This is a genomic window from Streptomyces eurythermus, assembly GCF_014649115.1.
In the GTDB taxonomy this organism is placed as follows: Bacteria; Actinomycetota; Actinomycetes; order Streptomycetales; family Streptomycetaceae; genus Streptomyces; species Streptomyces eurythermus.
Map to the genome: position 1 here is coordinate 150,795 of NZ_BMSK01000014.1, position 13,080 is coordinate 163,874.

At 73.7% G+C, this 13,080-nt stretch carries 16 protein-coding genes; 7 read left to right on the forward strand and 9 right to left on the reverse strand.

The features are described from left to right. Positions 1-36: 36 nt before the first annotated feature. Both IE251_RS26330 and IE251_RS26335 read right to left on the reverse strand, forming a co-directional pair. Positions 37-408 carry an anti-sigma factor antagonist gene (locus tag IE251_RS26330; RefSeq protein ID WP_189755497.1) on the reverse strand — a complete coding sequence of 124 codons (372 nt, stop codon included), beginning with the start codon at positions 406-408 and terminating at the stop codon, positions 37-39. 127 nt (positions 409-535) lie between these two features. Then, positions 536-1,486, reverse strand: a complete 951-nt coding sequence (locus IE251_RS26335; protein ID WP_189755498.1) for an NADP-dependent oxidoreductase — start codon at positions 1,484-1,486, stop codon at positions 536-538. A gap of 70 nt (positions 1,487-1,556) precedes the next feature. Between IE251_RS26335 and IE251_RS26340 the strand changes: the two genes are divergently transcribed. Continuing rightward, positions 1,557-2,525 carry a GlxA family transcriptional regulator gene (locus IE251_RS26340; protein ID WP_189755499.1) on the forward strand — a complete coding sequence of 323 codons (969 nt, stop codon included), beginning with the start codon at positions 1,557-1,559 and terminating at the stop codon, positions 2,523-2,525. A gap of 90 nt (positions 2,526-2,615) precedes the next feature. Continuing rightward, positions 2,616-3,080 carry a pyridoxamine 5'-phosphate oxidase family protein gene (locus IE251_RS26345; RefSeq protein ID WP_189755500.1) on the forward strand — a complete coding sequence of 155 codons (465 nt, stop codon included), beginning with the start codon at positions 2,616-2,618 and terminating at the stop codon, positions 3,078-3,080. 81 nt (positions 3,081-3,161) lie between these two features. On the opposite strand, the gene IE251_RS26350 is transcribed toward IE251_RS26345, so the two are convergent. Both IE251_RS26350 and IE251_RS26355 read right to left on the reverse strand, forming a co-directional pair. Beyond that, positions 3,162-3,473, reverse strand: coding sequence for a DUF4235 domain-containing protein (locus tag IE251_RS26350; protein ID WP_189755501.1), 312 nt, complete (start codon positions 3,471-3,473; stop codon positions 3,162-3,164). A gap of 28 nt (positions 3,474-3,501) precedes the next feature. Continuing rightward, positions 3,502-4,518: a glutathione S-transferase family protein gene (locus IE251_RS26355; RefSeq protein ID WP_189755502.1), complete on the reverse strand. Its 1,017-nt coding sequence runs from the start codon at positions 4,516-4,518 to the stop codon at positions 3,502-3,504. Positions 4,519-4,788: 270 nt separating this feature from the next. Between IE251_RS26355 and IE251_RS26360 the strand changes: the two genes are divergently transcribed. Then, the gene (locus tag IE251_RS26360; protein WP_189755568.1) at positions 4,789-5,850 is read left to right on the forward strand and encodes a cation diffusion facilitator family transporter; all 1,062 of its coding nucleotides are present in this window, start codon (positions 4,789-4,791) and stop codon (positions 5,848-5,850) included. Positions 5,851-5,930: 80 nt separating this feature from the next. On the opposite strand, the gene IE251_RS26365 is transcribed toward IE251_RS26360, so the two are convergent. Further along, entirely contained in the window at positions 5,931-6,395 is a 465-nt protein-coding gene (locus tag IE251_RS26365) for a nitroreductase family deazaflavin-dependent oxidoreductase (RefSeq protein WP_189755503.1), read from the reverse strand. Positions 6,396-6,491: 96 nt separating this feature from the next. Between IE251_RS26365 and IE251_RS26370 the strand changes: the two genes are divergently transcribed. The 3 genes from IE251_RS26370 to IE251_RS26380 all read left to right on the forward strand — a co-directional run bounded on the left by IE251_RS26370 (position 6,492) and on the right by IE251_RS26380 (position 8,157). Further along, entirely contained in the window at positions 6,492-6,647 is a 156-nt protein-coding gene (locus tag IE251_RS26370; RefSeq protein WP_189755504.1) for a hypothetical protein, read from the forward strand. 61 nt (positions 6,648-6,708) lie between these two features. Next, positions 6,709-7,938: a cytochrome P450 gene (locus IE251_RS26375; protein ID WP_189755505.1), complete on the forward strand. Its 1,230-nt coding sequence runs from the start codon at positions 6,709-6,711 to the stop codon at positions 7,936-7,938. Between the two features lie 18 nt (positions 7,939-7,956). Next, a complete protein-coding gene (locus IE251_RS26380) occupies positions 7,957-8,157 on the forward strand; it encodes a ferredoxin (RefSeq protein ID WP_189755569.1) in 201 nt (66 codons plus the stop codon). A 55-nt stretch (positions 8,158-8,212) separates the two neighbouring features. On the opposite strand, the gene IE251_RS26385 is transcribed toward IE251_RS26380, so the two are convergent. Then, a complete protein-coding gene (locus IE251_RS26385; protein ID WP_189755506.1) occupies positions 8,213-9,055 on the reverse strand; it encodes an endo alpha-1,4 polygalactosaminidase in 843 nt (280 codons plus the stop codon). Positions 9,056-9,204: 149 nt separating this feature from the next. Between IE251_RS26385 and IE251_RS26390 the strand changes: the two genes are divergently transcribed. After that, positions 9,205-10,173 carry an aldo/keto reductase gene (locus tag IE251_RS26390; protein WP_189755507.1) on the forward strand — a complete coding sequence of 323 codons (969 nt, stop codon included), beginning with the start codon at positions 9,205-9,207 and terminating at the stop codon, positions 10,171-10,173. 161 nt (positions 10,174-10,334) lie between these two features. Here the strand turns inward: IE251_RS26390 and IE251_RS26395 are convergent, their stop codons facing one another. The 3 genes from IE251_RS26395 to IE251_RS26405 form a co-directional block, all read right to left on the reverse strand. Then, entirely contained in the window at positions 10,335-10,856 is a 522-nt protein-coding gene (locus IE251_RS26395; RefSeq protein ID WP_189755508.1) for a universal stress protein, read from the reverse strand. Between the two features lie 52 nt (positions 10,857-10,908). Next, positions 10,909-12,186: an SLC13 family permease gene (locus IE251_RS26400; RefSeq protein ID WP_373302050.1), complete on the reverse strand. Its 1,278-nt coding sequence runs from the start codon at positions 12,184-12,186 to the stop codon at positions 10,909-10,911. Between the two features lie 89 nt (positions 12,187-12,275). Then, positions 12,276-12,992, reverse strand: coding sequence for a DUF4232 domain-containing protein (locus IE251_RS26405; RefSeq protein WP_189755509.1), 717 nt, complete (start codon positions 12,990-12,992; stop codon positions 12,276-12,278). Between the last annotated feature and the right edge of the window lie 88 nt (positions 12,993-13,080).

Sequence of the window (13,080 nt, forward strand, 5' to 3'; positions counted from 1 at the left end):
CCCGCCGCCGGGGACGTACCGTGCCCTACGGCCTGCTCACGGCGACCCGGCCGGGCGGTCCAGGGCGGCGTCCAGGCCCGGTTGCGGGGGCAGCAGCCGGGCCAGGCCGGTGACCCGGATGACCCGCAGCGTCAGCGGGTGCGTGCACACCAGGCGCAGCTGTCCGCCGCGCTCGAGCACCCGGGAGCGCGCCCGGTACAGCAGCCGCAGGCCCGAGCAGTCGAAGAACTCCACCGGCCGCAGATCGAGCACGGCCCGCACACCGGTCCGGCCGGTGACCCGGTCGAGGAACGGGGCGATCTCCTCCGCGGCGACGAGGTCGATCTCGCCCCGGAACTCCAGCACCGTGTGCCCGCGGTAGGCGTACACGCCCAGCTGCCGGGTGAGGGATACAGGTTCGTGTCGCACCTCGGCACCACCTCCCACCCGCACACCGACGTCGCTTTCCGACCGTCAAGTTACCGTTGTTGGAAGGAATTTGAGCATGTTCGATTGACATATGTCTTCGAGTTTGCGGCGTGTCGCCGGGGCTCGCTCAGTCCGCCAGCAGCACCAGCTTCCCCGTCGTCCGGCCGGTCTCGCCCAGCTCGTGCGCCTTGGCGGCCTCGGCCAGCGGGAACGTTCCGGCGATCGCCGGCGTCAGCCGCCCGGACCCCGCCAGTTCCGCGATCGCCCGCATGCCGGTCCGGTCGGCGTCCACCAGCATCCACACCGCCCGCACGCCCAGCCGGCCGGCCTCGGCCCGGAAGTCGTCCGAGGCCGGCGGCAGGATCGAGACCACCACTCCGCCCGGCCGCACCATCCGCAGCGACCGCACCGCGTTGTCACCGCCGAGCGTGTCCAGGACGACGTCCACGTCCCGCACCGCCCGGGTGACATCGGTGGACCGGTAGTCGACCGGCTCGTCCACGCCGATCTCCCGCAGGAATCCGTGCTTGCCCGCGCTCGCCGTGCCGATCACGTACGCCCCGCGCGCCTTGGCGATCTGCACGGCCATGTGACCGACCCCGCCGGCCGCCGCGTGGATCAGCACCCGCTGTCCGGGCCGCACGTCCGCGTGCTCGGTCAGCGCCTGCCAGGCCGTCAGTGACACGAGCGGCAGTGCGCCCGCCCGCACATGGTCCAGGCCGGCCGGCTTGTGCACCAGGGCCCGGGCCGGGGCGATGACGTACTCGGCGTGCGAGCCGTGGCCGAAGGGGAAGGGCAGCATGCCGAAGACCTCGTCACCGGGCCGGAATGCGGCCACGCCGAACCCGGTCTCGGCGATCTCCCCGGAGACGTCCCAGCCGAGGACGAACGGCGGCTCGCCCAGGTGCCCGCCGACGGCCCGCAGCTTCCAGTCGGCCGGGTTCACCCCGGCCGCCCGGACCCGTACCAGCACCTCGTTGGCCCGCGGCCTCGGCCGTTCGACCCGCGCTTCCCTCAGCACCCCGGGACCGCCGAGGACGTCCTGGCTGATGACACGCATCGTGTTCGCATCGTTCATGATCACCAGCCTGCCGGGGTCCGCCCGGCCGGGAAATGGCATGAATGCCAATCTCCGATAGGATCATGCCATGCCCGCCCCGCGTCCGCGCGTCGACCGCCCGCAGCAGGTCGCCGTCCTCGCCCTCGACGGCGCCTACCCCTTCGAGCTGGGCATTCCCAGCCGCATCCTCGGTGCCGCCGACGGCCGCTACGAGGTGCGCACCTGCACGGTCGACGGCCGGCCGGTGCGCTCCGGCGCCGACTTCACCATCGGCGTGGCGCACGGCCCCGACATCCTGGACACCGCCGACACGGTGATCATCACCTCGGTGCCGCCCGCCGACATCCCCGCCGAGCTGTCCGGCGACCTCGCCGCCGCGCTCGCCCGGATCCGGCCGGACGCCCGCGTCGTGTCCATCTGCACAGCCGCCTTCGTCCTCGCCGAGGCGGGTCTGCTCGACGGCCGCCGGGCCACCACCCACTGGCAGCTGGCCGACGCCTTCCGCCGCCGCTACCCGAAAGTGGATCTCGACCCCGACGTCCTGTTCGTCGCCGACGGCCGCATGCTCACCTCCGCCGGCGCGGCCTCCGGCGTCGACATCTGTCTGCACATCGTCCGCACCGACCACGGCAGCGGACTGGCGAACGCCGTCGCCCGCCGCTGTGTCGTGCCCCCCTTCCGTGACGGCGGCCAGGCCCAGTACATCGAGCGGCCGGTCCCCGAGAGCGGAGCCGCGAGCACGGCCGCGACCCGCGCCTGGGCACTGGAACGGCTGGACCGGCCGCTCACCCTCGCCGACCTCGCCGGCCACGCCCGGATGAGCCTGCGCACCTTCGTCCGCCGCTTCAACGACGAGGTCGGCCTCAGCCCCGGCCGCTGGCTGATCCAGCAGCGGGTGGCCCGCGCCCGGCACCTGCTGGAGGCCGGCGACCTGCCGGTGGACCGGATCGCCGCCGAGGTCGGCTTCGCCACCGGCGCCTCGCTGCGCCAGCACCTGCACGCGGCGATCGGGGTGTCTCCCCAGGCCTACCGCCGCACCTTCCGGCAGAGTCGCTGACCCGCGCGCCCGGACCGACGCCGTGCGGGCGCCGGGGGCTCATGACCACACTGAACGGGAACGACCGGCGAAAAGAGGAGGCCGTACGCCATGACCCCGCCCCCCGCCCGTTCCGTCGAGCAGTGCCGGAAGGACGTCCTCCACCGGTTGGAGCACGACGTCGACACCTGGGTCGCCACCGCCGCTCCCGACGGCGCGGCGCCCCATCTCGTGCCGCTGTCGTTCGTGTGGGACGGCACCTCGCTGCTGATCGCCACCGCGGCCGACAGCCCCGCCGGCCGCGGCCTGGTGGCCACCGGCAGGGCCCGGCTCGGTGTCGGATCCGCCCGGGACGTCGTCCTGATCGAGGGCATCGCCCAGGCGGTGACCCCCGAGGACCTCCCCGAGGAGGACGCCGAGGTGTTCGCCGGCAAGACCGGCTTCGACCCGCGCCGGCTGGCCGACCGCTACCTGTACTTCAGGGTCGTTCCCCAGCGGGTCCAGGCCTGGCGGGAGGAGGACGAACCGCACGGCCGCGACCTGATGCGCGACGGGCGGTGGCTGGCCGCCGGCTGAATCCCGGTGCGGTGGCCGGGCGCCGGTCGGCCCCGGCCCCGCCCCGGGCCGGCGTCGCTCAGCCCTGGCTGCCGGCCGTGGTCAGTCCCGGCCGCCCTTGTCCGTCGTCGGCCACACGCCCGTCGAGCGGGCGATGGCCTTGGCGCCGGTGCGGTCCACGGCGCTGCGCACCACCGCGAAGATCGCCCCCTGGACCGCCGCCGCCAGCAGGATCTCGCCCCAGCCGCGGTCCGGGTCCAGCGCGTCGGGCGCGTCGTCCTCGTGCCGGATCGCCTTCCACGCCTTGCGGAACGCCAGCCCGGCCAGCGCGCCGCCCGCCCAGCTGAGCGCGAAACCGAACGGCTGGTAGACGATCGGGAGCTTCTTCTTCTTGTGCTTGTCCTTCTTGGCCATGTGTGACTCCTTCCTCGTCGGGAGGCCCTCATGCGGGCCGCCCCCGCGGGGCCACCCGTTCGCCCGGCGGCACCGGCCCCGGCGGCGTGCCGTCACCGAACGGCCGGCCGCCCAGCTCCGCCCGGTGGTGCTCGGTCAGCCAGCCGCCGAGGTCCGGGCCGAGCGGCACGATCCCGGTGGGGTTGATGCCGGTGTGCACCTGGTAGTAGTGCCGCTTGATGTGGTCGAAATCGACCGTGTCTCCGAAACCCGGCGTCTGGAACAGGTCACGGGCATACGCCCACAGCACCGGGTGCTCCGCCAGCTTCCAGCGGTTGCACTTGAAGTGGCCGTGGTAGACGGCGTCGAACCGGACGAGGGTGGTGAACAGCCGGATGTCCGCTTCCGTAAGGGTGTCACCGACCAGATAACGCTGCCGGGACAGCCGCTCGCCGATCACTTCCAGCCGCCGGAAGACGGCCGCGCACGCCTCCTCGTACTCCCGCTGCCGGGTGGCGAACCCGGCCCGGTAGACCCCGTTGTTCACGTCCTCGTACACCTCGGCCATCACCTCGTCGATCTCCGCGCGCCGGGCGGCCGGGTACAGGTCCGGCGCGCCGGGGCGGTGCAGGGCGGTCCACTCGGTGGCCAGGTCCAGGGTGATGCGCTGATAGTCGTTGGTGACCAGCCGCCCGCTGGGGACGTCCACGATCGCGGGCACGCTGACGCCGCCCGGGCAGCCGGTCTCCCGCCGGTCGTATGCCTCGCTCAGGAACCGGATGCCGAGCACCGGGTCCCGGCCGTCCGGGTCCAGGGTGAACCGCCAGCTGCGGTCGTCCTGGACCGGGTCGGCGACCGCCAGCGACAGCGCGTCCTCCAGGCCCAGCAGCCGGCGCGAGATCACCGCGCGGCTCGCCCACGGACAGGCACGCGAGACCACCAGCCGGTAACGGCCGGCCCGCACCGGCCAGCCGTCCCGGCCGTCGGCGGTGATGCGGTCGTCGAAGTGGCTCCGGGACCTGGTGAACGTCCGGTGCCCGTAGGCGCTGTTGCCGTCGCCGCCCATGTCTCCTCCTCGCTCGCCGGCCGGTTGCTCCTGGACCACGCGTTCCCCGTTTGGCGCGGAGCGCACGGTGTGATGCGCACGGTCGGGGGCAAGCGGCGATAGGTGAGCGGAACATCCTCGAACCGGGAGACAGCCGCGCGTACGGACGGCAGCGACACCCACCGGCCGGCCCACGGCGCCCCTCCGGGCGCGCCAGGGGCCCACGCCGGACACGGTGGCCCGCCGCACCGCCGCGACGGAACCGGCGGCCGCACCGGCGCCGGTGAACACATCGAATCCGGCGCCGGTGGACACAGCGCCTCCGACACCGGCGGCCACACAGGCGCCGGCCCCGGCCCCGACCCCCACGCCGGCCCCGATACCCCTCGTGGCCCCGGCTCCCCGGCCGGTGCCGAGGGTGACCGGTCCACCAGGGTCACCGTTCTCGTCGCGCTCGCGGCCAATCTGGTGATCGCCGTCGCCAAGGCGGCCGGTGGTGTGCTGGCCGGCTCGCCCGCGCTGCTGTCGGAGGCCGCGCACTCGGTCGCCGACAGCCTCAACGAGGTCTTCCTGCTGGCCGCCCTGAGCCGCAGCCGCCGACCGGCCGACACCCGGCACCCGTTCGGCTACGGCAAGGAACGCTTCTTCTGGTCCCTGCTCGCCGCCGTGGGCATCTTCGTCATGGGCGGCTGCTTCTCGTTCTTCCAGGGCATCGAGGCGCTGCGCGGCGGCGCCGAGGAGGAGTTCAGCGGCTATGTGGCGGGCCTGATCGTGCTGGGCGTGGCGCTGGTCGCCGAGGGCGGCTCGCTGCTGCGGGCCGTGCACCAGGTGCGCCGGCAGGGCGGCGGGCTGCGCGACCCCGCGCTGCGCACGGTGGTGGCCGAGGACGGCACGGCGGTCCTCGGCGTGACCCTCGCCCTGGTGGGCATGGCCCTGCACATGGTGACCGGGCAGGCCGCCTGGGAGGCGTCCGCCTCGCTGGCCATCGGGGTGCTGCTGGTCTACGTCGCCTACCGGCTCGGCCGCGACGCCCGGGACCAGCTGATCGGGGAGGCCGCCGACCCGGAGCTGAGCGGCCGGATCGGGGCGCTGCTGCGGGCACAGCCGGAGATCGACAGCGTGGAGGCGCTGTTCACCATGAAGCTGGGCCTTGACTCCACCCTGGTCGCGGCCCGTATCGACCTGGTGCCGGGCCTGGACAGCGAGCGCGTCGAGGAGGTCGCCGACCGTATCAAGCGGTCCCTGGCCCGGACGTTCCCGGACGTCGGCCAGATCTTTCTCGACGTCACGGACGGGTCCGCGGACGGGGCAGCGGAAAGCCCCGCCGCGACGGGGGAACGCGGCGGGGCCTGACGAAGGAGTGCCCGGCGCCGGACCGCTTCACACGCGCCCAGAACAGATTTTTCTGAAACGCAGCGGTCGGCGGCCGGAAATCAGCTCTGGCCCGGGGAGTCCTCGTCGAGCGGTTCCAGCACGAAGACGGGGATCTCCCGGGAGGTCTTCTTCTGGTAGTCGGCGTACGGCGGGAACGCGGCCACGGCCCGCTCCCACCAGTCGGCCTTCTCCGCCCCGGTGATCTCACGGGCCCGCATGTCCCGCTTCACCGGGCCGTCCTGCAGCTCGACGTGCGGGTCGGCCTTGACGTTGAAGTACCAGACCGGGTGCTTGGGCGCACCGCCGACGGAGGCGACCACCGCGTACCGGCCGTCGTGCTCCACCCGCATCAGCGGTGTCTTGCGGAGCTTGCCGCTCTTCGCGCCCCGGGTGGTCAGCACGATCACCGGCAGCCCGGTGTCGAGCAGCGTCGTCCCCTTCGTCCCGCCCGAACTCTCGTACAACTCGACCTGCTCGCGCACCCACTGTTCCGGGCTGGGCTCGTACTCGCCCTCAAGAGGCATGGGCTCCGATTCCTTTCATCCGTCCGGCGGTCGTCCGCCACGGCCGTCAACAACCGTGGCCGCCGGAAACATCCTTACCGCACGGGGCGGTTGCCCATGTCCGCCGGCCGCGCCGCCACGCCGTGTTTCGTCGTCGGGCGGCTGCCGCGCGGGACCGGCCTGAGGGGTGGCTGGTTCTCGCTCCCGGAGGCGGGGTACTTCGGCCAGATGGCGAAGGCCGCCGAAGTGGCCGAACTTCCCGTCGACCTATAGATGCCTGGGGCATCTAATGAAGATCGGCACGACGCACCTCACTCGTCTGCGAGGTCTTTCCATGACGGAACTGACGGACATCACCGGCCCGGCTGCCCAGGCCGAAACCGTCGCATTCCCCCAGGACCGCACCTGTCCCTACCATCCCCCCACCGGATACGACCCGCTGCGCGACGGGCGACCCCTGTCCCGCGTCACCCTCTACGACGGCCGCGAGGTCTGGCTGGTCACCGCCCAGGCCACCGCCCGCGCCCTGCTCGCCGACCCCCGGCTGTCCACCGACCGCCGCCGCGACGGCTTCCCCGTGCCCACCCCCCGCTTCGCGGCCGGCCGCGACCGCACGCTGGCCCTGCTCGGGCTGGACGACCCCGAACACCACCGGCAGCGCCGGCTGCTCATCCCGTCGTTCACCCTCAAACGCGCCACCGCACAGCGCCCCTGGATCCAGCGGATCGTCGACGAACTGCTGGACGCCATGATCGCCCGGGGGCCGGTCGCCGACCTCGTGTCCGCCTTCGCGCTGCCCGTGCCGTCCATGGTCATCTGCGAACTGCTCGGCGTGCCCTACGCCGACCACGAGTTCTTCGAGGAACAGTCCCGCCGGCTGCTGCGCGGCCCGACCGGCGCGGACACCACGGACGCCCGGGACCGGCTGGAGGCGTACCTCGGCGACCTGATCGACGCCAAGGCCAAGGAGGCCGAGCCGGGCGACGGCATTCTGGACGACCTGGTCCACAACCGGCTCCGCGCGGGCGAGCTGGACCGGAGCGTCCTGGTGTCGCTCGCCGTCATCCTGCTGGTCGCCGGGCACGAGACGACCGCCAACATGATCTCCCTGGGCACCTACACCCTGCTCCAGCACCCTGAACGGCTGGCCGAGCTGCGCGCCGACCCGTCACTGCTGCCCGCCGTCGTCGAGGAACTGCTGCGGATGCTGTCCATCGCCGAGGGGCTGCAACGGCTGGCGCTGGAGGACATCGAGATCGACGGCATCACCATCCGGGCCGGTGAGGGCGTCCTCTTCTCCACCTCGGTCATCAACCGGGACACGGCCGTCTACGAAGACCCCGACGACCTGGACTTCCACCGCGCCGACCGGCACCACGTGGCGTTCGGCTTCGGTATCCACCAGTGCCTGGGCCAGAACCTGGCCCGCGCGGAACTGGAGATCGCCCTCGGTAGCCTGTTCACCCGGCTGCCCGGGCTGCGTCTTGCCGCCCCGGCCGAGGAGATCCCCTTCAAACCGGGCGACACGGTCCAGGGGATGCTGGAACTCCCCGTTACCTGGTAAGAGGCTTCGCTCATGCACATGGACATCGACATCGACCAGGACGTCTGTATCGGCGCCGGGCAGTGCGCGCTGGCGGCACCGGGCGTCTTCATCCAGGACGACGACGGCTACAGCACCCTGCTGCCAGGCCAGGAGAACGGCGTCACCGACCCGATGGCCCGGGAGGCCGCCCGCGCCTGCCCGGTCAGCGCCATCACCGTACGGGAGCGCTCCGCCTGACGGGTACGACGGTACGGCGCGGCCCCGGCCCCGCCGTACCGCCGTGGCGGTTTCCCTACCGCACCGCGCGGACGTAGGCCGCGCTGCCCGGGGTGGACACGTCACGGTCCCGGCGGACGATGCTCAGCCGGCCGCCCCAGCGGGCGAGGGCCGCGTCCAGACCGCGGTCGGTGTACTCGATGTCCACCACCCGGTCGTCGAACGCCTTGGCGTACACCCCGCACTCGTCGTACTGGCCGCACTCCTCCGCCACCGCGAAGTCCAGTCCGGCCCGCTCGCGCCGCGCGGCCAGTTCGGCGGTGTTCTTCTGCGCGATGGCCAGGTGCCGGGCGTGCGCGTGCCGGGACAGCAGGGCCATGAACGCGGTCGCGTCGGCCGTGGTCAGCAGTTTGCCGGAGCGGGTGTAGCTGTCGTAGTTGTCGGGCTCGACGGCGTCGAAGCCCTTGTCCGCGCAGCCGTCGATCCAGCCGTTCACCCGCTTCGCGATCCGCTCCCGCTTGGCCGGGGTGCGGATGTCCAGCAGCGGCTCGTCCCAGTCCTCGTCGATGACGAGCCTGCCGCGCCCGTCACGGAGCAGCAGATCGGCCGGCCAGGAGGAGCGCTCGGCCGGCTGGGCCTGGAACGCGTTGACGTAGCAGATGTTGTACAGGCCCGGGGCGGGGGAGTCGGACCGGTCGCGGCTGACCACGCGCACGCCCTTGGGCGGCGGGTAGGCGCCGCCGATCTGGTAGTCGAAGCCGGCACCCTTCGGGGGCAGCCGCACCGCGGCGGGCCTGCCGGAACCGTCCTCGTCCCGGTCGCCGGAGGCGCAGCCGGCCAGTGCCGACACCGCGACGACCAGGGCCGCTGCCAAGGCGCCCAGGGCCGTACGCGGCCTCCGGACGCGGGGATCACCCATGGGGGGCAAGTCCGCTCCATCCTGCCCACGCCGGGCGGCGCGGCACGTCCAGGATCAAATCGTCCGTACGCTCCCGTCGTCAAGTTCGCTTCCCCGGCCACGTCGTAGGCTCGCCGGTGATCATCGTCTCGACGGCAGGAGCAGTAACGATGCAGTACGTGAAGCTCGGTTCGACGGGCCTGGACGTGTCGCGGATCTGTCTGGGCTGTATGACGTACGGGGTGCCGGACCGCGGCACGCACGAGTGGACGCTCGACGAGGAGGCGTCCCGGCCGCTGATCCGGCAGGCGCTCGAGGCGGGCGTCAACTTCTTCGACACCGCGAACGTCTACTCCGACGGCACCAGCGAGGAGATCGTCGGCAAGGCCCTGCGGGACTTCGCCCGCCGTGACGAGATCGTGCTGGCCACGAAGGTGCACGGCCGGATGCGGCCGGGCCCCAACGGCGCCGGGCTGTCCCGCAAGGCCATCATGACCGAGATCGACCACAGCCTGCGCCGCCTCGGCACCGACTACGTCGACCTCTACCAGATCCACCGCTACGACCACGCCACCCCCGTCGAGGAGACGATGGAGGCGCTGCACGACCTGGTCAAGGCGGGCAAGGTCCGCTACCTCGGCGCCAGTTCGATGTACGCGTGGGAGTTCGCCAAGGCGCAGTACACCGCCGAGCGGCACGGCTGGACCAAGTTCGTCTCCATGCAGAACCACTACAACCTGCTCTACCGCGAGGAGGAGCGGGAGATGCTGCCCCTGTGCGCGGACCAGGGCGTCGGGGTGCTGCCGTGGAGCCCGCTCGCCCGGGGCCGGCTCACCCGCGACTGGGGCACCGTCACCGGACGCAGCGCCACCGACGACTTCGGCAGCCGGCTGTACCTGGAGAGTGACCGCGCGATCGTCGAGGCGGTCACCCGGATCGCGGCCGGCCGGGGCGTGCCGCGCGCCCAGGTGGCCCTCGCCTGGCTGCTGCACCAGGACACCGTGACGGCGCCGATCGTCGGCGCCGCCAAGCCGCGGCACCTAGAGGACGCGGTGGCCGCCGTCGAACTGGAGCTGACCGCCGAGGAGATCGAGGAGCTCCAGCGGCCGTACACCCCGCGCGCGGTCAGCGGCCACTGACCGCCGGGCCGGGCCGGCGGGCACACCGGGCCGGGCGGCCGTGACGGACAGCGCCGCGGCGCGCGGGCGGAGCGGGTGGCCGTGCCGTCACCGACCGGTCCGCGCGGCTGTCCGGTACGAGCCCGCCGTCCTGTGACGGACGTTCCTGCCGTGCCGCGGGATCACGGCTGGTGGTGCGGTGGCGGTGGCGGAATCGTGGTCAGACCGGGGGCCGGTTCCGGCCACACCAGCAGGACCGGGCAGGGCGCGTGGTCGACGGCGAACCGGACGGCGGGGCCGAGGCTCTTCGGCCCGAGCCGGGACCGGTCCCCGTCCCGCGCCAGCACCAGCAGCCCCGCCCCCTCGGCGGCGGCCACCACCTCCCGCTCGGCCCGGCCCGACCGCTCCTCGCGCACACAGGGCCGGCCCAGCCGACGGGCCGCCGCGTCCAGCAGCGCGGACGCCGAGGTGTCGCCGAGCGCCTCCAGCCGGTCCCCCGGATCCCGCTCCCAGCCCTCGGCCGGGCGGTGCCCCGGCCGGTGGCCGCGGCCGAGCAGCCCGTCGAAGGCCCCGTGCGCCACCGCCGGCACCTCGGGTCCGCTCACATGGAGCAGCACCACCTCGGCGGCCTCCGGCGCGTGCGCGCGCACCGCGTCCACACAGGCCGGCCAGGTGCCCTCCACCAGCCAGGCGATCACCCGCATCCGCCGAACCTCCCGCCGCCGTGTGCGCTACGGGACGACACCCGCCCACCGCTCACAGAACCAGCAACGATCCCCACAGTGCCACGACCGCGACCGCGAGGGACGACGGCACGGCGAGCAGACCGAGCCGGGTGAACTCCCCGAGGTTCACGTCGTGCTCGTGCTGGTGCACGATCCGCCGCCACAGCAGGGTGGCCAGCGATCCGGCGTAGGTGAGGTTCGGGCCGATGTTCACCCCGAGCAGCACCGCGAGGACCACGCCGGGCCCGGCCGGGGCCGCCAGCGGCAGCAGGACCAGCACCGCCGGCAGGTTGTTGATCAGGTTGGCCAGCAGCGCGGCCAGCGCGGCGGTGGCGAGCAGCGCGGCGAGCCCGGTGCCGTCCGGCATGACATGCCCCAGCACGTCCGCGAGCCCGTTGTCGACCACCGCCCGCACCACCACGCCCAGCGCCAGGACGAACGCCAGGAAGGCAGGGGACGCCGCCCGCAGGACCGTCAGCGGGGTCGCCCGGCGCCGCGCCAGCGCCCGCCCGGCCAGCACCAGCGCGCCCCCGGCCGCCACCCAGGCCGGCTCGACGCCGAACAGCGACGCCACCACGAACCCGGCCAGCGTGCAGCCCACGGTCACCAGCGCGAACAGCGGCAGTCGTGGCGGGGCGCCGGCGGCCCGGTCCGCCGGGGCCGCCGCGGCGAGGTCGCGGGCGAAGAACCGCCGGAACACCAGGTACTCGACACCGATCGCGGCCAGCCACGGCAGGGCCATCAGCGCCGCGAACCGGGTGAAGCTCAGCCCGCTCGCCGCGAACGCCAGCAGGTTCGTCAGATTGGACACCGGCAGCAGCAGCGAGGCCGTGTTCGACAGGTGCGTGCAGGCGTACACATGCGGTTTGGGCCGTACGCCGGTGCGCGCGGCCGTGGCGAACACCACCGGGGTGAGAAGCACGATCGTCGCGTCCAGGCTGAGCACGGCGGTGATCGCCGACGCCAGCGCGAACACGGCGGACAGCAGCCGCACCGGACGGCCGGCCGCCCACCGGGCCATCCAGGCCCCGCACGCCTGGAACAGCCCTTCCACGTCGCAGAAGTGGGCGATCACCAGCACCGCCGCCAGGAAGCCGACCACCGGGCCGAGCCGTTCGGCCTCGGCGCGGGCGTGCCCGAGGGAGAGGGCGCCGGTGGCCACCGCGATTCCGGCGGCGGGGACGGCCATGACCGCCTCCGGCCACCCGAAGGGCCGTACGACGGCCCAGGCCAGCACGGCGACCAGCAGAGCGGCGGACAGGGCCGCGGCGAGCGGGGTGTTCAGGGCGAGTCCTTCCGAAGTGATCACGGAGTTGCCCGCCCATGAAAACAGACCGGAGGCCAAGGACCGCTCAGGGGCTCGGTGAGGGTCCGGTCAGGGACTCGGCCGGGGTGCGGTCAGGGGCCCGTACCCGGGCTCAGCACCGTCAGCCGGACGGACGAGGCGGTGCCGGAGACCGGGACCGGGCCGCCCGGCCAGGCCGCCCGCAGCGGGTCCCGTTCGTCCGGCGGGGTGACCAGCAGCGCGGCCGGTGCGGCCGACCGCGCCCCGCTGACCTCGGGGTTGGAGAAGGTCAGCCCCGCCCAGGCGCTCTGCCCCGGCCGGACCGTGACGGTGACCGGGGTGCCCGGTGTCCGCCGGGGATCGGCGCCGAGCTGACCGCCGGAGGCGTTGACGAAGGCCGCGCCCGGATAGCCGCGCAGGGTGCAGGTGCGGCCCGAGGTGTTGGTGAGCACCAGCGGGAAGTTCTCCTGGCCGGCACCCGGGTCGTTGCGGCCCACCGAGGCCCGCAACTCGGAGGTGTGGCAGCGGGAGCCGCCCGCGGGCGTCGCGGGCGCGGCCGTCGTGCCGCCCGAAGGCGCCGTCGTCCCCGGCGGGGCCGGCGAGGCGGTGCGGGCGGGGGCGGAGGAGACGGGGGCGGAGGAGGCGGCCGGGGCGGACGCCGAGGGGCTCGGGGTCTCCCGCGCGGGGGCGGCCGTACCGGCGGAACTGGCCGGCGGTTCGCTGCGGACGTCCTCGCCGCTGCCGTTGCCGCAGCCGGCCAGCAGGCCCAGCACGGCGGCCGTGCTCACGAGCAGGGCCCCGCGCCGCGCGGGACGGGGGGTGTGCACCATGTCGCTCAACACTCCTGAAGGGTCGTGGCACGCGACCGGGGTGCGTGCCTGGGGCGCCGGGTGCGCCGTTTCTCCCCGTCCGATGCGC